The sequence below is a fragment of the Devosia sp. P1_H9 genome (genome assembly GCF_056405135.1).
Genome location: NZ_JBFUCQ010000006.1, coordinates 109,251 through 129,923 on the forward strand (window position 1 = coordinate 109,251; position 20,673 = coordinate 129,923).

Annotated in this window: 23 protein-coding genes; 20 read left to right on the forward strand and 3 right to left on the reverse strand. The window is 68.3% G+C overall.

Translation table 11 applies throughout. From position 1 onward, the window contains the following. Positions 1-390 precede the first annotated feature (390 nt). The 9 genes from AC1DYL_RS13020 to AC1DYL_RS13060 all read left to right on the forward strand — a co-directional run bounded on the left by AC1DYL_RS13020 (position 391) and on the right by AC1DYL_RS13060 (position 4,937). Positions 391-876 carry an HK97 family phage prohead protease gene (locus tag AC1DYL_RS13020; protein ID WP_477173464.1) on the forward strand — a complete coding sequence of 162 codons (486 nt, stop codon included), beginning with the start codon at positions 391-393 and terminating at the stop codon, positions 874-876. Between the two features lie 11 nt (positions 877-887). Next, complete coding sequence (locus AC1DYL_RS13025) at positions 888-2,114, forward strand: phage major capsid protein (RefSeq protein WP_477173465.1); 1,227 nt, start codon at positions 888-890, stop codon at positions 2,112-2,114. Positions 2,115-2,179: 65 nt separating this feature from the next. Beyond that, complete coding sequence (locus AC1DYL_RS13030; protein WP_477173466.1) at positions 2,180-2,743, forward strand: head-tail connector protein; 564 nt, start codon at positions 2,180-2,182, stop codon at positions 2,741-2,743. 17 nt (positions 2,744-2,760) lie between these two features. Further along, positions 2,761-3,081, forward strand: coding sequence for a phage head closure protein (locus tag AC1DYL_RS13035; RefSeq protein WP_477173467.1), 321 nt, complete (start codon positions 2,761-2,763; stop codon positions 3,079-3,081). After that, complete coding sequence (locus AC1DYL_RS13040) at positions 3,078-3,467, forward strand: DUF3168 domain-containing protein (protein WP_477173468.1); 390 nt, start codon at positions 3,078-3,080, stop codon at positions 3,465-3,467. The genes AC1DYL_RS13035 and AC1DYL_RS13040 overlap by 4 nt, the downstream gene beginning before the upstream one ends. 12 nt (positions 3,468-3,479) lie before the next feature. Beyond that, positions 3,480-3,893 carry a phage major tail protein, TP901-1 family gene (locus AC1DYL_RS13045; protein WP_477173469.1) on the forward strand — a complete coding sequence of 138 codons (414 nt, stop codon included), beginning with the start codon at positions 3,480-3,482 and terminating at the stop codon, positions 3,891-3,893. Further along, entirely contained in the window at positions 3,893-4,207 is a 315-nt protein-coding gene (locus AC1DYL_RS13050; RefSeq protein WP_477173470.1) for a gene transfer agent family protein, read from the forward strand. The genes AC1DYL_RS13045 and AC1DYL_RS13050 overlap by 1 nt, the downstream gene beginning before the upstream one ends. Beyond that, positions 4,204-4,401, forward strand: coding sequence for a rcc01693 family protein (locus AC1DYL_RS13055; RefSeq protein WP_477173471.1), 198 nt, complete (start codon positions 4,204-4,206; stop codon positions 4,399-4,401). Before AC1DYL_RS13050 ends, AC1DYL_RS13055 begins: the two co-directional genes overlap by 4 nt. Then, the gene (locus AC1DYL_RS13060) at positions 4,401-4,937 is read left to right on the forward strand and encodes a phage tail tape measure protein (RefSeq protein ID WP_477173472.1); all 537 of its coding nucleotides are present in this window, start codon (positions 4,401-4,403) and stop codon (positions 4,935-4,937) included. The genes AC1DYL_RS13055 and AC1DYL_RS13060 overlap by 1 nt, the downstream gene beginning before the upstream one ends. A 3-nt stretch (positions 4,938-4,940) precedes the next feature. On the opposite strand, the gene AC1DYL_RS13065 is transcribed toward AC1DYL_RS13060, so the two are convergent. Continuing rightward, positions 4,941-5,216, reverse strand: coding sequence for a hypothetical protein (locus AC1DYL_RS13065; protein ID WP_477173473.1), 276 nt, complete (start codon positions 5,214-5,216; stop codon positions 4,941-4,943). 70 nt (positions 5,217-5,286) lie between these two features. Here AC1DYL_RS13065 and AC1DYL_RS13070 point away from each other — a divergent pair, with 70 nt between their 5' ends. The 11 genes from AC1DYL_RS13070 to AC1DYL_RS13120 all read left to right on the forward strand — a co-directional run bounded on the left by AC1DYL_RS13070 (position 5,287) and on the right by AC1DYL_RS13120 (position 17,420). Continuing rightward, a complete protein-coding gene (locus tag AC1DYL_RS13070) occupies positions 5,287-5,913 on the forward strand; it encodes a phage distal tail protein, Rcc01695 family (RefSeq protein ID WP_477173474.1) in 627 nt (208 codons plus the stop codon). Continuing rightward, the gene (locus AC1DYL_RS13075) at positions 5,910-6,800 is read left to right on the forward strand and encodes a DUF2163 domain-containing protein (RefSeq protein WP_477173475.1); all 891 of its coding nucleotides are present in this window, start codon (positions 5,910-5,912) and stop codon (positions 6,798-6,800) included. Before AC1DYL_RS13070 ends, AC1DYL_RS13075 begins: the two co-directional genes overlap by 4 nt. Next, complete coding sequence (locus AC1DYL_RS13080; RefSeq protein ID WP_477173476.1) at positions 6,797-7,213, forward strand: NlpC/P60 family protein; 417 nt, start codon at positions 6,797-6,799, stop codon at positions 7,211-7,213. The genes AC1DYL_RS13075 and AC1DYL_RS13080 overlap by 4 nt, the downstream gene beginning before the upstream one ends. Beyond that, complete coding sequence (locus tag AC1DYL_RS13085; RefSeq protein ID WP_477173477.1) at positions 7,214-10,912, forward strand: baseplate multidomain protein megatron; 3,699 nt, start codon at positions 7,214-7,216, stop codon at positions 10,910-10,912. Next, the gene (locus tag AC1DYL_RS13090) at positions 10,905-11,180 is read left to right on the forward strand and encodes a hypothetical protein (protein WP_477173478.1); all 276 of its coding nucleotides are present in this window, start codon (positions 10,905-10,907) and stop codon (positions 11,178-11,180) included. Before AC1DYL_RS13085 ends, AC1DYL_RS13090 begins: the two co-directional genes overlap by 8 nt. A gap of 116 nt (positions 11,181-11,296) precedes the next feature. Continuing rightward, entirely contained in the window at positions 11,297-12,838 is a 1,542-nt protein-coding gene (locus AC1DYL_RS13095) for a hypothetical protein (RefSeq protein WP_477173479.1), read from the forward strand. Positions 12,839-12,894: 56 nt separating this feature from the next. After that, a complete protein-coding gene (locus AC1DYL_RS13100) occupies positions 12,895-13,173 on the forward strand; it encodes a hypothetical protein (RefSeq protein WP_477173480.1) in 279 nt (92 codons plus the stop codon). 94 nt (positions 13,174-13,267) lie between these two features. Beyond that, positions 13,268-13,927 carry a response regulator transcription factor gene (locus AC1DYL_RS13105; RefSeq protein ID WP_291311524.1) on the forward strand — a complete coding sequence of 220 codons (660 nt, stop codon included), beginning with the start codon at positions 13,268-13,270 and terminating at the stop codon, positions 13,925-13,927. Positions 13,928-14,145: 218 nt separating this feature from the next. Continuing rightward, positions 14,146-15,567, forward strand: coding sequence for a sensor histidine kinase (locus tag AC1DYL_RS13110; RefSeq protein WP_477150210.1), 1,422 nt, complete (start codon positions 14,146-14,148; stop codon positions 15,565-15,567). A 26-nt stretch (positions 15,568-15,593) separates the two neighbouring features. Beyond that, positions 15,594-16,079 carry a hypothetical protein gene (locus AC1DYL_RS13115; RefSeq protein WP_477173481.1) on the forward strand — a complete coding sequence of 162 codons (486 nt, stop codon included), beginning with the start codon at positions 15,594-15,596 and terminating at the stop codon, positions 16,077-16,079. Between the two features lie 135 nt (positions 16,080-16,214). After that, positions 16,215-17,420, forward strand: a complete 1,206-nt coding sequence (locus tag AC1DYL_RS13120) for a hypothetical protein (RefSeq protein ID WP_477173482.1) — start codon at positions 16,215-16,217, stop codon at positions 17,418-17,420. Positions 17,421-17,478: 58 nt separating this feature from the next. Here the strand turns inward: AC1DYL_RS13120 and AC1DYL_RS13125 are convergent, their stop codons facing one another. Both AC1DYL_RS13125 and AC1DYL_RS13130 read right to left on the reverse strand, forming a co-directional pair. After that, the gene (locus tag AC1DYL_RS13125; protein ID WP_477173483.1) at positions 17,479-19,485 is read right to left on the reverse strand and encodes an FAD-dependent oxidoreductase; all 2,007 of its coding nucleotides are present in this window, start codon (positions 19,483-19,485) and stop codon (positions 17,479-17,481) included. Beyond that, complete coding sequence (locus AC1DYL_RS13130) at positions 19,482-20,579, reverse strand: hypothetical protein (protein ID WP_477173484.1); 1,098 nt, start codon at positions 20,577-20,579, stop codon at positions 19,482-19,484. The genes AC1DYL_RS13125 and AC1DYL_RS13130 overlap by 4 nt, the downstream gene beginning before the upstream one ends. Positions 20,580-20,673 lie beyond the last annotated feature (94 nt).

Sequence of the window (20,673 nt, forward strand, 5' to 3'; positions counted from 1 at the left end):
ACAGCCGGTGGGGGGTGGGCATGTTGAGATCAACTACCGAACTAAGCAGTGGAGGCCATTATGGACGAGCTCACCAAATCGATCGTGACACGGGGGGATTTGGCGCATCTGGCGCTGTTTCTTTGGGCGACGGGGGCGACGGGGTTGCTCGTCTGAACGCTGAAGGAATTGGAGGCCGCCAATCGCCGCTTCAACGACTTCGTCAAAGAGATTTCGACGCTGAATCAATTGTTCCGCCGGGAGAAATAAGCCTATGGGCGCAAAGGGCAATTCTACTGACAAACACTTAGCCGGCGAGGTGTTCCGGCAGTTTGCCTGGCACCTTGCCGGCACGCTGGCGAAGCCGGTCCGGCGGGCGACGAAGCCGCGGCCGGCGGTGGGGTCGAAGCCTTGAGCGAGGCAATCCCCATCGACGAGCGCGGGCGCTTTGCGGGCTACGCGAGCGTGTTCGGGCGGCTCGACGATGCAGGTGACCTGGTGATGCCGGGGGCGTTCGCCAAGTCGCTGGCGCGGCGTGGAGCGGGGAAGCTCCGGATGCTGTTCCAGCATGATCCGAAGGAGCCGGTGGGCACCTGGGACGTGGCGCGCGAGGACGGGTTCGGGCTGTGGGTCGAGGGGCGGCTGGTGCCCGGGGTGCCGCGAGCCGATGCGTTGCGGCGCCTTATCGAGCGGCGCGCGATCGACGGGCTGTCGATCGGCTTTCGCACCGAGCGGGCGACGCGCGAGGTGCGGGGCGGGCACAGAAAACTGTGGGCGATCGATCTGTGGGAGATCTCCATCGTGACGTTTCCGATGCTGGCGGATGCCCGCATCGCGCCCGGGGCGGCCGGGCATGAACGGTCGCTGCGCGCGGCCATTTCGCTTCTGAAGCAATAGAGGACCACCCAATGACCGATATGACCGAGCGTCTTGAGATCAAGGCGTCGACGGTGGCTGCGTCGGATTCCGACGGCATGTTCGCCGAGTTCATGACTGCGTTCGAGGAGTTCAAGCGCACCAATGACGGGCGGCTGAAAGAACTCGAGAAGCGCGGGACGACCGATGCGCTGACCGAGGAGAAGCTGGGGCGGCTGAACCAGGCGCTCGACGGCGCCAAGGCGGCGATGGACCGGCTGAGCCTCGACCGCACCCGCCCGGCACTGGAAGCGGGGCGCCCGGACCTCGGCGACGAGTACAAGGACGCGTTCTCGGCCTATGTGAAGCGCGGCGAGGAGAAGGCGCTGTCGATCGGCTCGAACCCGGATGGTGGCTACCTGGTGCCGTCGGAGACCGAGAGCGAGATCACCCGGCGGCTGACGGCGGTGTCGCCGATCCGGGCGATTGCTTCGGTGCGGAACGTGTCGTCGACGGTGTACAAGAAGCCGGTGACGCTGACCGGGCCGGCAGTGGGCTGGGTGGCGGAGGCGGCGAGCCGCCCGCAGACCAACTCGCAGACCATTGATCTCATCGATTTCCCCACGGCCGAACTCTACGCCATGCCGGCGGCGACTTCGGCGTTTCTCGATGATGCGGCGGTCGACGTGGGCCAGTGGATCGCCGACGAGGTGAACGCCGCCTTCGCCGAGCAGGAGACGGCGGCATTCGTCAACGGCAACGGCACCAACAAGCCCAAGGGGTTTTTGACGGAAACGCTAGTGGCCGAGAGCGCCTGGGCCTGGGACAAGCTGGGCTATATCGCGACGGGCGTGTCGGGCGCCTGGCCGTCGGGCGATGCCAGCGATGTGCTGATCGACCTGGTCTACGCGCTGAAGGCCGGCTACCGGCAGAACGCCAGCTGGGTGATGAACCGCAAGACCCAGGCCGCGGTGCGGAAGCTGAAGGACGCCGACGGCAACTATCTGTGGTCGCCTGGGGCTTCGGCAGGCGCCAAGGCGACGCTGCTGGGGTTCGACCTTGTGGAGGCCGAGGACATGCCGGACGTGGCGGCCGCGGCGACGCCAATCGCGTTTGGGGACTTCCGGCGCGGGTATCTGGTGGTGGATCGCACGGGCGTGAACGTGCTGCGCGACCCGTATTCGGCCAAGCCGTACGTGCTGTTCTACACGACGAAGCGGGTTGGCGGTGGCGTGCAGGATTTTGATGCGATCAAGCTGCTGAAATTTGCTGTGAGCTGATCGGCCGAAGGTCGTCGAGGAGCGCCGCTGGCGCTCCTTTTTTGATTCATTTCCAAGGACATCCGATGATTTCCTATCTTCTCGCGGGACCCGCGGAGGAGCCGGTTTCGCTTGTCGAGGCGAAGGCTTTCCTGCGGCTCGATGCCGACACCGAGGACGCGCTGGTGACGACGCTGATTGCGGCGGCGCGGCTGCATGTCGAGGGGACGACCGGGCGGGCGCTGGTGCGCCAGAGCTGGCGGGCGGTGTTCGATGCGTGGCCGGCCGAGCGCGTGGTGCGGCTGCCGGTGGCGCCGTTGCTCGAGCTGACTGAGATCCGGGTGTTCGACGAGCAGGACGACGAGCACGTGATCGGGCTCGGGCAGTTCCAGGCCGAGACCGGGGTGGCGCCGGCGCGACTGCTGCTGCCGGGGACGGTGGCCGGCATGCCGGTGCTGCGCGAGCGGCTGGGGATCGAGATCGATTATGTCGCCGGGTTCGGCGAGGCGGCGGATGTGCCGCGGGATTTGAAGCAGGCGCTGCTGGCGCTGGTGGCGCACTGGTTCGAGCACCGGGATGCGGTGCCAGACGCAGTGATGCCGGCGGGGTTCGAGCGGCTGGTGGCCGGTTATCGGCAGGTGCGGCTGTGAGCGAGACAGCGCCGGCGGTGGGGAGTCTCACTGACCGTGTCGCGCTGCAGCGGCGCGAGACCACCGGCGAGGACGAAGGCGGCCACGCGGTGCTGTTCGTGCCGGTGGCGGCGCTGTGGGCGCGCGTGCGGGCGTTGAGCGGGCGGCAGGTGACCGAGGCCGATGCGCGCGGGGTGGCGGTGAGCCATTCGGTGGTGGTGCGGTTTCGCAGCGACGTGAAGGCGGGCGACCGGTTCGGCTATCGCGGGCGGTGGCTGAGCGTGGTGTCGGCGGCGGACTTGAACGGGCGGCGGGCCTGGCTGAGCTGCGCTTGCGTGGAGACGGGGGTGGTGGGGTGACGCATCCGATCATCGAACTGCAATCCACGCTGGTTGCTGCGCTGAAGGCAGACCCGGACCTTGCCGGCGTCGGCATCTTCGATGCGCCGCCGCAGGGAGCGACGCCGCCCTATGTCGCGATCGCCCGGCACGACCTGCTGCCGCGTGATGGTGATGTCGCCCCCGGGCATGAGCATCGGGTGACGTTGCATGTGTGGGCGGGGCAGCCGAGCCGGCGGGCGGCGTTGGCCATTGCCGAGCGGGTGGTGGCGGTGGCGGACGCACTCTCGCCGGCGGCGATCCGGGTGACGCATCGCCAGCATGAGCGGACCGATACGGCTGTTGATACCGACACCGGGCAGGCCCGGGCGGCGGTGGCGTTTCGCTTTTTCTCCGAACCCATTTGATGAGGACCTGACATGGCGGCCCAGAGCGGCAAGGACATGCTTTTGAAGCTCGACCAGACCGGGTCGGGGAGCTTTGCGACGGTGGCGGGGCTGCGCTCGCGCAGCCTCGCCTTCAACGCGGCGGCGATCGATGTGACCGATGCCGAGAGCGCCGGACGGTGGCGGGAGCTGCTGGCTGGGGGCGGCATCAAACGGGCGGCGGTGGCGGGCTCGGGGATCTTCAAGGACCAGGCGTCGGACGCGACGATCCGCTCGCTGTTCTTTGCCGGGACGATCCGCAACTGGCAGCTGATCCTGCCCGACTTCGGCACGGTCGAGGGACCATTCCAGATCGTCGCGCTGGAGTTCTCAGCCGACCACGCCGGCGAAGTGACGTTCGAGCTGGCGCTGGAGAGCGCCGGGCAGCTCGGGTTCACGGTGTCCTGATGGCGAACGCACAGAGGGGCGAAATCTCGGCCGTGTTCGAGGGCGAGGAGCGGGTGCTTTGCCTGACGCTGGGGGCGCTGGCGGAGCTCGAGGCGCGGCTGCAGGCGGGGGATCTGGTCGGGTTGAGCGAGCGGTTCAGCTCGGGGCGCGTTTCGGCGCTGGATTTGACGGCGATCATCGGGGCGGGGCTGCGGGGTGGCGGCAATGCGGTGACCGACGATGACCTGGCGCGGATGGCGATCGAGGGCGGCCTGAAGGGCGCGGCGGAGATCGCGGCGCGGCTGCTGCGCGCGACGTTCGGGGAGGCGGCATGAGGGCGTTTCCGTGGACGGAGGCGATGCAGTTGGGCTTTGGCGTGCTGAAGCTGAGCTCGAAGGAGTTCTGGGGGCTGACGCCGCGGGAGCTGGCGGCGGCGTTCGAGGCGACCAGCGGGCGGGCGCGGGGCGAGGCACCCGGGCGCGAGGTGTTGGGCCGGCTGATGTCGGCGTTTCCCGATGAGGTGAGGTGATGGCGGACCCGTTCGGCGAGAGCGTCGAGGCGCTTGGCGATGTGTCGCTGGAGCTGGAGCGGATCGGCGACCTGGCCGATGGGGTCGGGCGGTCGCTGAGCCGGGCGTTTCGCGGCGCGGTGCTCGATGGCAAATCGCTGAAATCGGTGCTGGGCGAGGTGGCGCGGAGCTTTGCTGAGATCGCGCTGAAGGCGGCGTTTCAGCCGATCGGCAACCTCGTCAGCGGGGCGATCGAGAGCCTGTTCCAGGCCACCAACCCGGCGGTGACGCCCTTCGCCAAGGGCGGCGTGCTGGCGAGCCCGGCGTATTTTCCGCTCGGGCGCGGGCTGGGGCTGGCGGGCGAGGCCGGGGCCGAGGCGATCCTGCCGCTGGCGCGGGGGAGCGATGGGCGGCTGGGCGTGGCGAGTGGCGGCGGCGGGGCGGTGAACGTGACGTTCAACGTGACGGCGAGCGATGCGCGGAGCTTTGCGGCGAGCGAGGCGGAGGTGTCGGCGATGCTGCTGCGGGCCGTGCGGCGGGGGACGCGGGGGAGTTAGTTCCTAGAGCAGGAACTTGTAAGCACCATAAACAGCCGAGGCGGCTATGCCCGACGCAACAGCCCAGATAGCCGGGCGCTTCAGGCCCTGCTGGTTCTTGATCTGGAAATAGAGAACCGAGCCAACAACCACCCCCATCAGCGGGGTCTGGATGATGTCGAACAGCGTGCTGATGTCGATGGCCCCGTCTGAAGCACAGGGCTTGAACTCAAGGTAACCGCCGCAGCCGGGCTCGACCATCGGCGGCAGATAATTGTCGAAACCCTGATCCACGCCCACGCCCCCCTCCGGCAGTTGTCGCAGCAGACACGAACGCCGACGGCACGACAATCCCACTACGGAGCCTTGGATGGCCTTCCATGCAGTTCGCTTCCCACTCGATATCTCGCTCGGCGCACGCGGCGGCCCCGAGCGCGCCACCGATGTCGTGACGCTCGCCTCCGGCCGCGAGGAGCGGAACAGCCGGTGGGTGCATTCGCGGCGGCGGTACAATGCCGGGTACGGGGTGAAATCGCGGGCCGATATGCAGGCGGTGCTGGCGTTCTTCGAGGAGCGCCGGGGGCGGTTTCATGCGTTCCTGTGGCGCGATGGGCTCGACTATTCGTCTGATGGAACCGAGGAGCCAACGGCGCTGGACCAAGTGATCGGGACCGGCGACGGGGTGCGGGTTTCGTTTGCGCTGACAAAGCGATACGGGGCGAACTTCGACCCGTATCTGAGACCCATCACCAAGCCCGTTGCAGGGACGGTGATGGTGGCGGTGGCGGGCGCCTCCCTCGCTGCCGCCGACTTTTCTCTGGATGCGCTGACCGGGCTGGTGACGCTGGACGCAGCGCCGGCGATGGGCGCGGCGGTGACGGCGGGGTTCCTGTTCGATGTGCCGGTGCGGTTCGATATCGACCGGCTGGATGTCGAGCTGACCAGCTTCGGCGCCGCCGAGGTGCCGGCTATCCCCCTGATCGAGGTGCGCGAATGAGGGTGCTGGAGGCGGGGTTCGCCGCGCATATCGCGAGCGGCGCGACGACGCTGGCGACGTGCTGGCGGATCGCGCGGAGCGACGGGCTGGTGTTGGGGTTCACCGACCATGACGCGGCGCTGAGCCTTGGCGACACCGATTACCTGCCGGCGCATGGGCTGGATGGCGGGACGGGGACGGCCAAGCTCGGGGCAAGCGTGGACACCGCCGAGGTGGTGGGCGTGCTGCATTCGGACGCGATCGACGAAGACGATATCCTGCTCGGGCGGTTCGATGGGGCCGAGGTCGAGACCTGGCGGGTGAACTGGCGCGCGCCGGCCGAACGGATGCTGGCGAGCCGGACGACGATCGGCGAGATCGTGCGCGAGGACGGAGTGTTCCGGGCCGAGCTGCGCTCGGGGCAGCACGCCATCAACCAGAAGCGCGGGCGGATCTATCAGGCGCTGTGCGACGCCGAGCTGGGCGATGTGCGGTGCGGGGTGGACCTCTTGGATCCGGCGTTTCGGGCTGAGGCGACGGTGCTCGGGGTGCGGGACCGGTTCCGGCTGGTGCTCGAGGGGATCGATGGGTTTGCCGAGGGCTGGTTCGCGTTCGGGGTTGCCGTGTGGGGATCGGGGAAGCGCGAGGGATTGCGCGATCGCGTGGTGACGGCGGAGCGGCTGGGCGGGGTGGATGTGCTGGGGTTCGCGGCGCCGGTGGGGGATTGGGTGGTCGAAGGCGATGCGCTGGTGTTGACGGCGGGGTGCGACCGGCGGTTTGCGACGTGCCGGGCGAAGTTCGGCAATGCCGGGCGGTTCCGCGGCTTTCCGCACATTCCGGGCAACGACTTCGTGCTGCGCTATCCGCGGGCGGGTGGGCAACTGGACGGGCGGAAGCTGGTCGGATGAGGGCAGACATCGTGGCGGCGGCCCGCGAGTGGGTCGGCACGCCCTATCGGCACCGGGCGGCGACGCTGGGGGCCGGGTGCGATTGCCTCGGGTTGCTCGTCGGGGTGTGGCGCACGGTTTATGGGACTGAGCCGCCGGAGCTGCCGAACTATCGGGCGGATTGGCGGGATGCGTCGCATGCGGGGGAGCTGCAGGCCTTGGCAGAGACCTGGCTGCGGCCGGGGGTGATCGGGCCCGGCGCGGTGGTGCTGTTCCGCATTGGGGCGGCGGTGCTGCCGCGGCATTGCGGGATCCTCGTGGGCGAGGGGCGGTTCGTCCACGCGCAGGAGCGGCTGGGCGTGGTGGAAGCGAACCTCACCGACGGGTGGATGCGGCGAGTGGCTGGGGTGTTCGCGTTTCCGGAGGTGGAGTGAATGGCAACTCTGGCGCTGTCCGTTGCCGGGCAGTTCGTTGGCGGGGCGATTGGCGGGCCTGTCGGAGCGACCATTGGGCGGGCGCTGGGGGCGCTGGCGGGGAGCGTGGTGGACCAGGCGCTGTTCGGCGAGAAGCCGCAGCAGGTGCCGGGGGCGGATATTCGACTGTCCGGGTCGGCCGAAGGTGGAGCGGTGCCGCGGCTTTATGGCTGGGGGCGGCTGGCGGGGAACATCATCTGGGCGACCGAGCTCGAGGAGCTGGCAGCCGAGGACTCTGGCGCCAAGGGCACGGCGCAGCCGGAGGAGCGCGAGATCGTCGCGAGCTTTGCGGTGGGGCTGTGCGAGGGCGAGGTGCACCGGCTGGGGCGGATCTGGGCCGATGGGCAACTGCTCGAGACCGAGGGGCTGAGCGTGAGGTTCTATCGCGGGACCGAGACGCAGGACGTCGACAGCCTGATCGAGGCGAAGCAGGGGGTGGCGCCGGCTTATCGGGGGCTCTGCTACCTGGTGTTCGAGCGGCTGCCGCTCACGGAGTTTGGCAACCGCATCCCCAACATCGCGGTGGAGCTGTGCCGGGTGGTGGGGGAACTGGAGCCGCTGATCCGCTCGGTGACGGTGATCCCCGGGGCGACCGAGTTCGGCTACGACCCGGTGGCGCGGGTGCGGGTGCTGGGGCGCGGGGCGACGGCGCATGAGAATGCGCACGCCTCGGCGCTGGTGAGCGACTGGACGCTGTCGATCGACGAGCTGACGGCGCTCTGTCCCAACCTCGAGCACGTGTCGCTGGTGGTGAGCTGGTTCGGCGACGATCTGCGGTGCGGGGAGTGTTCGATCCGGCCGAAGGTTGAGGCTGCGAACCGTGCTGTTCAGGGCGCGAGCTGGAGCGTCGCCGGGCTGACGCGGGCGACGGCGGAGGTGGTGAGCCAGTACGATGGCGGGCCGGCTTATGGCGGGACGCCTTCGGATGCGAGCGTGTTGGCGGCGATTGCTGACCTTCGGGCGCGCGGGCTGGCGGTGACGCTCTATCCGATGGTGCTGATGGACATTCCCGCCGGCAACCCAATGGGGCAGCCGGCTTATCCGTGGCGCGGGCGGATCAGCTGTGACCCGGCGCCGGGGACGGTGGGCTCGCCCGAGGGGACAGGGGCGCTCGATGCGCAGGTGGCGGCGTTTGTCGGTTCGTCCAGCGGCTGGGGTTCCCGGCGGATGGTGCGGCACTACGCTGATCTGGCCGAAGAGGCGGGGGCCGAGGCGCTGGTGATCGGCTCCGAGATGGTCGGGATGACGACCTTGCGGGGGACGAGCGGGTTTCCGTTCGTCACGGCGCTGGTGACGCTGGCGGCGGAGGCGCGGGCGCTCGCGCCGGAGGTGACGCTGACCTATGCGGCGGACTGGACCGAGTATCATGGGTTCCAGCCGCCGGAGGCGCCGGGGGACAAGCTGTTTCACCTCGATCCGCTGTGGGCGAGCCCGAACATCGATGCGGTGGGGATCGACAGCTATATGCCGACCACCGACTGGCGCGACGGCGAGGACGGGCCGGATGCGGGGGCCGGCGGGCCGTATGGGCTCGGCTACATCGAGGCGGGGATCGACGGGGGCGAGGGGTTCGACTGGTACTACGCGTCGGAGGCCGACAGGCTGGCCGGGGCGCGGACACCGATCAGTGACGGGGCGCATGGCGAGCCTTGGGTCTGGCGGTTCAAGGATATCGCCGGCTGGTGGGGCAATGCGCATCACGACCGGGTGGGCGGGGTGCGTTCGGCGACGCCGACGGGGTGGGTGCCGGGATCGAAGCCCGTGTGGCTGACCGAGCTTGGTTGCGGGGCGGGCGACAAGGGGGCGAACCAGCCGAACGTGTTCCCGGATGCGAAGAGCGCCGAGGGCGGGCGGCCGTATTTCTCGTCGGGTGCGCCGGATGCGCTGATGCAGCGGCAGTTCTTGCGGGCGCACCTGAGCCATTGGGAGGGCGATCCGATGGTCGAGCGGGTGTCGCTGTGGACCTGGGACGCGCGGCCTTATCCGGCGTTTCCGTCGGACGCGGGCACGTGGGCCGATGCCGAAAACCATGCGGCGGGGCATTGGCTGACCGGGCGGCTCGGGGCGCTGGCGGCGGATGAACTGGCCCGGGCGGTGGCGGCAGATTACGGCGTGACGCTGGGGGCGGCCGACGTGGCGCCGCCGCTGGTGCACGGGGTGACGATCGAGGGCGTGGTGTCGTGGCGCGATGCGACCGGCTCGGCGCTGGCGGCGGCCGGGTTGAGCGTCCGCGACGGGGCGAATGGACTGGAACTGGTGCGGCCGGGGGCGGTGGCGGCGACACTGGCTGCCGATGCGCTGGTGAAGGAGGACGGACCGCTGACCGCGCGGCGGCAGCCGGATCCGTCCGAGGAGGTGGCGCGGCTGGCGCTGGGGTTTGTCGATCGCGAGCGGGATTACCTGGCCGGCACAGTGACGGCGATGCGGCCCGAGGGGGCGGCGGTGGCGGCGGAGAACTCGGCGTTGGTGCTCGATGCGGCGTCGGCGCGGGCGGCAGCGGAGCACCTGCTGCTGGCGGCGAGCGCGCGGCGGGACACGCTGGAATTTGCGCTGCCGCCATCGGCGGCCGGGCTCGAGGTGGGCGACGTGGTGGCGTTGGCGGGGGCGGGCGAGGGGCCGTTCGAGATTGCGGAGATCCGCGATGGGATGGCGCGGAAGATCTCGGCGCGGGCGGTGCCGCCGGCGTTGCGGGCCGCGGTGCTGAGCGACCGGCCGGCAAGGGCGGCGGCGGGACCGGCGCCGGGGGCGGTGCCGGCGCTGCTGGCGGCGCACCTGCCGCCGGACCCGGCGACGCCATCGCAATCGCGGCTGCTGCTGGCGGCTTATGCCAGCCCGTGGCCGGGGCAGGTGGACATCCAGCTTTCGGCGACGGGTGCGCGGTTGGCGCGATTGGCTCGGCCGGCGGCGATGGGTGAATTGACGACCCCGCTTACTCCCGGGCCGCTGCATTTACGGGATCGGCGGAGCGTCGAGATTTCGCTGGTCGGCGGACATCTGTCGCCCTCGGATTTCGAGGTGGCGCTGGCGGGTGGCAACCGCATCGCGGTGGAGACCGACGCGGGCGAATGGGAGGTGCTGGGCTTTGCCGGCGCCGAACTGATCGCGCCGGGGCGCTATCGGCTGACGGATTTGCTGCGCGGGCTCGGGGGCAGCGATGTGGCGATGGGCCCAGCCGCGGTGGGCAACCGGCTGGTGGTGCTCGACACAACTGTCGCGGTGCTGCCGGTGGAGCCGGATTGGCTCGGCGGTGAGCTGGCGCTGCGGGCCTTTGCCGGGCGGCACGATGCGACCGGGACGGCGTTCACAGCTACGCTGGGGTTGGGCCCGGTGCTGCCGCTGCCGCCGGTGCATCTGCGCGCGGTGCGCGGGGCAGGGGGCGACGTGGCGCTGGGCTGGGTGCGGCGGAGCCGGTTCGATGCCGGCGCCTGGGCGGCGATGGAAGTGCCGCTCGAGCACCTGCCCGAGGCCTATCGGGTGACCATCCTCGATGGCGCGACGCCGGTGCGGAGCCTCGATGTCGCGGCGCCCGCGGCGCTCTACACCGCCGCGATGCAGGCCGCTGATTTCGGCGCCCCGCCGGCGGCGTTCGATTTCACCGTGGCGCAGCTGAGCCCGGTGTTCGGGACCGGGCACGCCGCGGCGGGGAGCTTCGATGCGTAAGACGATTTTCGACGGCCTCGGCGACGCCCTGGCCCGCCAGCGGCTCAGGCTGCTGGCCAGCCTCGTTTCTCACAACCTCAGGAGACTATTGATGAACCTCGGTTTTCTCGACGGCTTCAAAACCTACCTCGTCGCCACCGCCATGGTGCTGGCTGCAATCAGCCAACTGGTCGGCGTGGACTTGCCCAGCTTCGACGGGCACTCGGCGGGACAGTTGCTGATGGAGGGGCTGGCGATCTTGTTTTTGCGGAAGGGGATTAAGGGGTAGCGGACACAATGTGAGCGCGCCCTCGGGTGTTGGCCAACTGGACAACTCAGTTTGAGCTGATAAGCATTCCAATCTAATCGGCTGGGGTGTTGGTCAGAATGCACTTGCGAATACTCATGACGTTGCTGCTTGCGCTGGTTTTCGGAACAACGGAGGTAATTGCCCAGGCGTCGCCCCAGCTACCGACCGCCCGAACAGACAAATCTCCGAACCAAAAGACGCAGATCGATATCCTTACCCAGTTCGACGCACTGACGTCGAAGCTGTATGCCGGCGATGGAAACGGAGCACTTGCGGAGGCAAGGAGTATCCTGGCACGGCCGGATTTTGCGACGATGGACGCCGCTCTCCAATTCCGGTGCTATTTGATGGCTGGGATACTGGAACGGGAGTTGGGATCGCCTGAAGTCGCGATGCAGCATCTCACCACCGCCGGCGAGGCGGAGCCGCAGTTCCGCGATGGAACCTACTGGCAGGCCTATACCCAAGTATCCGCGGATGTGGAGGACTATACAGGCGCCGCGAATGCGATGGCCGAGATCGCTGTAGAGTACCCGGATCTGCTCGACACTTGGAACGAGCGCTTTATTACGCGAATATTGCGTGAAGCCGGGAAATCTGCCGATCGCTCGGTTAAAAAGCATGTTCTCCAGGCGCTGTTGAACAGCGGATATCGGCCGAAATCCGGTTACCTGTCGCTCGAGAATTATTGGCTGGATCTAGTCGACATACATCTCGAAGATGGCGAAGACAGCGAGGCCGCTGCCGTTGCCGCGACGCTTACACAACCGACGAGCATTGCGGCCCTCGGTTTCGACGGTCGACTTGCCGTGTTTGCGCCTTCCGATCTCGAAGCGGCGTTCCGCGAGGCGGTGGACAAGCGAGTCGAAGATGGGCGGGCGTTGCTGGCCACTTACCCGCGCGATGCTCGCGCTGTTGCATTGCTGGCTAATACGTTGGCGGACGTCGACAGCTTGCCGGAGGCTCTAGCTCTTCTGGACGAGGCAATTGCCCGGGTGGACGCGGCCATTGGTCGGCCCGCTTTTGACGACGAAGAAAAGTATCTGGAATGGATACACAACGCGCGCACGCGTATTCTGATGCGGTTGGGTCGTTGGGATGAGGCCATAGAGTCGCAAATTCGCTCCCGCGACATTTCACATTCATATGATCCGGGTGCAGTGAGTCAGAGCATCAACCTTGGCGACCTCTACTACCTCCTTGGCGAACCGGCCAAGGCGCTGGAGGCCGTCGGCGACATGGACCTTGAAAAGGCCAATGAGTTCGGTGTTTCGGCGGCAAAGGAGGTCGAGGCATGCGCCTTTCACCAGCAGGGCGAGACGGCCAAGGCGGCCGAAGCCCTTAACCTCTTGGTGGAGCACGTTGCCGACAATTTTCTCTCCGCGAAGTTGGGATTACTGTGCATAGGAGACAGCGATCGCCTGGCCCGACTCATTGTTGCCCGGCTCCAGGATCCAGCGACACGGCGTGACATGCTGCGGGACTTGCAGATCTACTCACCTCTACCGACAAACACCGAGATGGGTCGGCAGATGGATGCACTTTACGATGAGGTAAGGAACCGCCCGGAGGTGAGGGAGGCGGTAGCGGCAACTGGCAAGATATTGTCTTGGCCCATCTTCCGGCCGGGTACCTAGCCCCGTTCATCCCACATTCAGCCATCCTCCCCCATAACCCTCCCATGAAACACATAGTGACATTGGTGGCGGCCGGCGCGTTGGCGTTGGGGCTGGCTCTTGGTATTGCTGCGCCGGCGGTGGCGCAGGAGTGCCTGAGCCGGCGCGAGATTCAGGAAAAGATCGATACCGGTGAACTGATCCAGCTGTCCGAGGCGATGGCGTCGTCGGGGGTCGATGGCAAGATCATCAGTTCGCAGGCCAAGGTCTGCATGGTGGACGGCCAGTGGGAGTGGCAGGTCAACGTCATGGACGAATATGGCGAAAGCAAACCTGTGAGCTTGCCGGCTCAGTGAAGCCTCACGTAAAATCAAAGTCGGACGTTCTTCGCGCGTAGGGCCGGCTGTCGCCGGGCGCGGGAGCTGTCGTGGCGGCAAAGGGGACGTATCGATGCGCATTCTCGTCGTGGAAGACGACACCAATCTCAACCGGCAGCTGAAGGACGCGCTGACCGAGGGGGGCTACGTCGTCGACGTGGCGTTCGACGGCGAGGAGGGGCACTTCCTCGGCGATACGGAGCCGTACGACGCCGTGGTGCTCGATATCGGCCTGCCGCAGATGGACGGCCTCTCGGTGCTTGAGGAATGGCGCCGCGCCGGCAAGAAGATGCCGGTACTGCTGCTGACCGCCCGCGATCGCTGGAGCGACAAGGTGCAGGGCATCGATGCCGGCGCCGACGATTATGTGGCCAAGCCCTTTCATATGGAAGAAGTGCTGGCCCGCGTCCGCGCGCTGGTGCGCAGGGCGGCGGGGCAGGCGTCGAACGAGATCAGCGCCGGCTCGGTGCGGCTCGACGTGAAGGCCGGCAAGGTCACGGTGGACGGGCACTCGGTGAAGCTGACCAGCCATGAGCTGCGGCTGTTGAGCTACCTGATGCACCACAAGGGCAAGGTGATCTCGCGCACCGAGCTGACCGAGCATCTCTATGACCAGGACTTCGACCGGGATTCGAATACGATCGAAGTGTTCGTCGGGCGGCTGCGGAAGAAATTGCCGGAGGATTGCATCCAGACGGTGCGCGGGCTGGGCTACCAGATCGCTGAGGACTGAGGCTGTCATTCGTACCGGGACACTATCGGCGAGCGGGCTTCTCCCCTTGTGGGAGAAGGTGCCCGAAGGGCGGATGAGGGGTATCTCTCCGCGCGCTTGGTCGCTCGTCGCTTTGCTCCGATCGCGCAACCCTTGGTTGCGGAACCCCTCATCCGGCCTTCGGCCACCTTCTCCCTCAAGGGGAGAAGGCATCCCGACTGATAGAGCAGGGGCAGGCCGTGACTGACGCACCGCCGGTGCAACCCGCGTCGCAGCGGAAGGGCTCGATCGCGGCGTCGCTGTTCCTGCTGTCGGCGGGGTGGCTGATCGTAGCGCTGGTGGCGACGGCGTTTCTGCTCACCGAGCTTTACTCGCGGGCGCTGGACAACAGCCTCGTCGAGACGCTGGAATTCCACATCGAGACGCTCACCGACCTGAGCCTTCTCTCCGACACGCCGAAATCGGAGGCCATCAAGGTGGCCGACCCGCGCTTCGATCGCACCGGCTCGGGCTGGTACTGGGCGATCCGCGACGACAAGGGCGAGCTGCTCAACTTCTCCAATTCCTATGTCGGCATGGTGCTGGGCCCGCTGCCCGGCGAATTCGACGAGACGAACACCAAGTCGGCGGTGCTCACCGACCCGTTCAACATCAAGATCCGGGTGATCGAGCGTGCCGTGACGGTGAACGGCCTGCCGCTGCACATCATGGTGACGGGCTCGCTCGACGAAATCCTGTCGCTGGTCGACGAGTTCCGCGGCCAGACGCTGATCGTGCTCGGCGCGGTGGCGATCATGCTGGCGGTGATGTCGACCATCGTCGCACGGCTGGCATTGCGGCCGATTGGCCGGTTGCGGCGCGAGGTGGAGCGGGTGCGCGAGGGCGATGCGGCATCGCTCACCGGCGCCTATCCTGCAGAGCTCGCGCCACTGTCGGAGGAGATCAACGAGCTGCTGCGCTCCAACGAGCAGATTGTCGAGCGGGCGCGCAACCAGGTGGGCAACCTGGCGCATGGGCTGAAGACGCCGATCGCTGTGCTGCGCAACGAGGCGGGGGCCGACAAGAAGAACGGGCTTGCGAAGGTCGTCGCGACCGAGACCGAAAAGATGAGCCAGCTGGTGACCACCTATCTCGACCGCGCCCGGCTGGCGGCGCGCTCGACCGTGGTGGGTAAGAAAGCGGACGCTACCCATGTGATGCTGCGGTTGACCCGGGTGATGCAGAAGCTCAACCCGCAGGTGACCATCGCCATGGTGCGGCCCGACGCATCGCTGCCCTGGTTCCGCGGCGACGAGGGCGACCTCGAGGAGATGGCGGGGAACCTGCTCGACAATGCCTGCAAATGGGCGAAGTCATCGATCGGCGTCACAGTGGTGGCGGAGCGTGGCAGCGGCACGGCAAACCTCCTGATCAAGATCGACGACGACGGGCCCGGGCTGACCGAGGAGGAGGCGACCAAGGTGTTGCGCCGCGGTGTCAGGCTGGACGAGAAGACCCCCGGCTCGGGCCTGGGGCTGGATATCGTCAAGGAACTGGTTGACGTCTACGGCGGCTCCCTGCAATTGAAGCGCTCAGTGCTGGGGGGGCTCCTGGCAGAATTGCGGCTCCCGGCCGCAAAGGTGGCGGGTTTCCGCACTTTCGCCTCAATACGCAAGGAATAAGGGCCCGGCCACCCCTAGAGACCCACATGCAGCTGATCGCCCGCGCCCTTCCAGTCCTCGTTATGCTCTTGCTCGCCGGTTGCGGCACCACGGGCTCCTCCGACATGGCCCTCGGCCCGACGCTGCCGGCTCCGAATTCGGCGCTGGCGACGCAGCCGACGATTACCCCCGCTTCGCTCCCGGCGGCCGGCGCCATCCAGACCGCTGGCACCACCATGAACGACGTGACGGCGTTCCTCGATGCCTCGATCATCGGCAAGCTCAGCGCCAAGGACAAGTCCGAGGCGGCGAGCGCACAGTTCAATGCGCTGACCTTCGGTCGCCCCGGCGCGCCGCGCGCCTGGACCGGCGACAAGGGCACCTCCGGCAACGTGACGGTTGGCCCCTATGTCACCGTCAACAACATCAACTGCCGCGATTTCACCCACACCGTGACCATCGGTGGCACCGCCGTCGCCCGCAAGGGCACCGCCTGCCGCGAGATCGACGGCACGTGGAGTGTCGCCGGCTAACCGCCTGTAGTGTGGCCGGCTGATTGCCGGCCGGCAGCGAAGTGATCGGCCAGAAACGGCCTGCATAGTCATTTGTTTACCGGCGAGCGCTAGGTTCGGGGACTACCCTTGGACCCATGACGCCCACCGGTTTGCATGCCTGACACTTCCGTTCGTTCCCAGCCCTCTGAAACCGCGACGTCGCGCCGGTCCCGGCACGTCGGCCGGCCGTTCCTTGGGTTGATCGATGCGGTGCTGGTGCCTGATCCGGCCGGCTTCGATTTCGACGGCGGCATCGCCGAGGCGCATGCCCAGGCGGCATGGACCTGGCTGGTGCGCGACGTGGCGCCGGACCTGATCGACGCCAACGCCTCCGACAGCGACCCCGCCGCCCGCGCCGCCCTCGAGCTGCTGATGCCCGAGCTGCTGCAGCGCGCCCGTACCGCTTTTGCGGCGACGGCAGCGACGCAGGAATCGGTGCGGCGGATGCAGATCCAGTTCGGCAGCGACGAGGCCTATGCACGGCTGCCGATGGTCCTCAATGCGCTCAAGTGCCGGAGCCTGCTCGACAAGGCGCAGGCTTTTGGCCGCGCCGCCAACTCGATGACCGACGAGACGGCGCTGGGCATGGCCCTGCAATCCATGCCGCTCAACGACCATGCCGTCTCGGCGCTGCTGTTCCAGGCGGCGATGGGGCAGGTGGGCAATCCCGGCCGGCTGATGGCGGCGGCGATCCGGCTGGCAGGCTCGGCCACCGAGAACGCCGTGGCGCGCGCCGGATTTGGGCCGCTGATCGACGCCATGCTGTCGCAGGCGCAGGCACAGATCCCGGCCTTGCATCAATATGGCGCCTTCGCCGACATCGACCTGACCTGCCGCGCAATCGACCGCTTCCACCGGCTGATGCGGGCAGTGACCGGCTATGTCGAGCTCGGACGGCTGACGCGCTGGTCGACGGCGGTGGCCGCGCTGACCAAGACCGTGTCGGAGCTGGTGGAGCCCAAGCTTCGCGACGTGGCGCCGGACGTGAACCTGGCGCTTCGCCGGCACCAGGGGACCGACCGGCTCGACAGCGACCAGGTGCTGGCCGCGCTCAACGGCTGCTACGTGCTGGCGACGGTCCGCGATTGCCGCGATTCGCTGGCGCTCAACGCCATGTTCGACCAGACCTGGACCCAGGTGGGCCAGGCGCTGGAAGTGCACGTGCAGCGCAACCTCGAGATCTTCCGCCAGAACCCCGGCGACCGGGTCACCGGCGCGCGGCTCGATGCGGCGATCAAGATGGCCGAGCTGCGGTTCAACCCGGAATATGCGGATGTGCTGCGCCGGGCGCGCGAGAGCGCGGAGAAGCGGGCGGGGTAAGATCTAGGCCATCGGTGATCGCATTCTCCTCTTGTGGGAGAAGGCGACCACTGAGGGATCAGCGCTCGTTTCTGAGCTTCAGTCGCTCGACCAGCCTTGAGGCCACCGCAGTCCCCGCATCTCGCACGTAGAGCTCAGCCGCCTCGGGCACCTTCCCCATGATCGCAATGCCGCCGTTGGCGCCGGGGCGGTGGGGGGCGTAGGTGACGCCGATGGCTTTGAGGGGGTCGCTGGTTTCGGAGTTTTCGAAGATCAGGCAGCCGGGCTCGAACGAGCGGGCATCGGCGGCGGTGAGCAGCCAGATCTGCGGTTTGTCGCCGAACCGGCCGGTGAGATAGCCGGGCGGCGTGGGGACCTCCTCCTCCGGCGCCGGCGTGACGGGAACGCGCCAGCCGGTGTCGGTGACTTCGCCCGACAGGGCGCAGCGCTCGGCAGCCACTGAGCCGGCATCGCGCGGCGCCATGGCGCCGATGTCGACGGCGGCGGCGATGTCGCCGAGCCCGAGTTGTACGGCGCGGGTGGCGAGGCCCGAGACGCCGTGCTTGCTGGCCGCGGCGGCACGGCGGGTGATCAGCGAGGGGCCGCGATCGAGATAGGTGGCGCCGCGGGCCGCGTCGCGGAATGGCGAGACGGGCGTCCGCGCGTTAGGGGTCTCGAACGCTTCCTCGATGACCGTGTCGACCACCGGTGGGGCGGTCTTGCCGAGAAAGCCCAGCACCGCTGCCTTGCCGCTGCTGAGGGCTGCGGCGGTGGTGTGGAGCCCGGCGGCTGCCCCGGCGAGCGCCATCGCTGGCAGGGTGCCGCGCGGGGCGAGCCAGCCATTGGCGGCGTCCCACGCGGCGCTCCCGCCGGCGCGCAGCCAGAGCAGGATCTCGGGCTGCCAGGCGCCGGCTGCGATCAACTGGTCGGTCTCGATGGCGGTCGAATCCTGGCGGATCTCGTCGATGGCGACGGCGAAGCCGACCCGCAGGCCCGGCTTGTTGCGCTCGAGCGGCTCGGCGTGGCTGGGCGCCAGCGCCGAGGCGAGGGTGATGCCGGTGGCTTTGGCGAAATCGACGAAGCGCGAGGTGGGGGAAAGGCGGCTGTCGACGATGCGCTGCACCTCGACCCCGGCATCGGCGGCGTGCAAAGCGAGCCGGTAGGCGAAGCTGTGCGGGGTGGTGAATAGCGCCCGCCGGCCGGGCCAGACGCCGAAGCGCTCGGCGCGGAGGAAGGCGGTGAGCGCGCCGACGATGCCGGGTGTGCGGTTGCCCGGGAACAGCGGCAGGCGCTCGGTCGCGCCGGTGGCAAGGATGATGTGCCTGGCGACGATGGCGATCACCCGCGAGGCGGGTTTGTCGGCCTCGACCACCACCTGGTGGACGCGTAGCGTGGTGCCGGTGATGGCGAAGGCTTCGGCGCGGGTGAGGGTGGTGACCTGGCCTTTACCGTCGAGGCCGGCGACCAGCTGCTCGATCGTGGTATCCGGCGAGGCCTCGGCATCGACGGCGCCGAAATAGCGGATGGTGCCGCCAAGACTGGGGGTGCGCTCGATCAGCACGGCGCGCTTGCCCGCGGCCGAGGCGGCGGCTGCAGCGCTGAGGCCCGCGACGCCACCGCCGACAATGGCGAAATCGGTCTCGATGGTTTCGTCGATGGGGGCGCTGTGCCAGGGCGGGGTGCCTACCGCACCATCGCCGAAGCGGTGGTTGAGGGTGCGGGCGGGGCCGACCAGCTTGTTCCGTAAGGCGCCGAGGATTCCGCCCGAGGCAATGGGATCGCGGCGGAGGCCGATGGTCACGAGGTTGAGCCCGGGCAACGCCGGGGTGCGGTCCATCGGCAGCGCGCCGCCCTTGCCCGAGGAGACCAGCGGCGAAAAGCTCTCGTCGAGCGCCAGCGCGTCGTCGCCGTGGCGGCCGGCGATCTGGATGCCGGTCGCAAGGGCCGCCGAGAGGACGGTGTCGCCGAGGAAGCCGTCGATCATTCGCCCGTTGAGGCGGAACTGTACCGGCGTCTTGCGATCGAGCTCGGCGCCGCCAAGCCCGTGCGGGGCGTCGGCCCGGAGCCGGTGGGGAGTGTCGCTCACGCCGGCACCGCCTGGTAGTCGGCGGCCTGCAGCCGGAGGTTGCCGCGGGTGGGGCCGCGGGCGGCGAACCATTGCGCCTCGTCGGCGGGCGAAACGTCGGCGATATGGCGGGCGAGCGCGGGGGCGAGGAACGCCGCGGTCGGGCCGAGACCGGCTATGACGGTGGTCTTCTGGCCGCGGGCCTGGCCGACGAACGGCGCGCCATCGCTGGTGCGGAGGCTGCCGACCATGGTCTCGCCAGCAAGGCGCAGTGGCCCGGTCTTCGCCGCGGCGCTACCGAGTCGAGCGCGCGCCGTCGCCGGATCGCCGGCGACCAGCGCCGAGACGCTGACCTTGCCGTCCTGCCCGAGGATGACGCCACGGTCGAGGAAGGCGATGTAAGGGGCGGGGAGGGGCTTGCCGGTCTCGAGGAGGTGCGCGGACCCCGATATCGCCTCGAGGCTACGATCGCGTGCGTCCTCGGGCAGGTGCTCGAGCACGGCGTCGTCGCCCGCGAGGATCACCTGTGCCGCCTCGACGCTGCGGCCGTCATGGACGATGCGGGCGGTACCGTCCTTGCGGATGGTGAGCTCAGTCTGGGCGCGATCGAGATGGCGCACCTCATGCGCGGCGAGCCAGGCCTCGATGGCCGGCTCCAGTCGGCCGTGGCAAAGCATCTGCGCATCGCGGACGCGCAGCATGAGGCCTTCGGAGATGCTGCGGTCGGCGACCGGCTCGACCGCATAGTCGAGCGCCAGGGCCAGATGGCGGAAATGGCCGAGCGCCGCGATGCCGTAGGGGGTTTCGGCGACGAACAGCGGATCGACGCGGCCGAGCAGGCCCTTGCCCCAGCCGCTCACCAGCCTGGTGGTTTCGGCAGCGACGCGCTTGGTCAGCAGCAGCGTTTCCGGCCGGGTGACCGGCGCGACGGAGATATCGATGCTGCGCTGCAGGCGGAACGGCGAGAACGGCTCGCCGACGAGGCAGACGCGGCGCTTGTGCTCGATGGCGAGCAGGCCGGCGAGCAGCCCGGCAAGTGGGGTCGAGCCGACGATCAGGTAGTCGTAGCTGCCATCGGCCATGAGTTTAGCGGACCATTGTTCGGGCTGCGGCAATGCGCCTCCCACACATCGATGTGTGCGTATGCATAAATTGCCAGAATGCCTTTATAGATCGGGCGCGTTTCCGCACCTTCGCATGAGGCAGAGC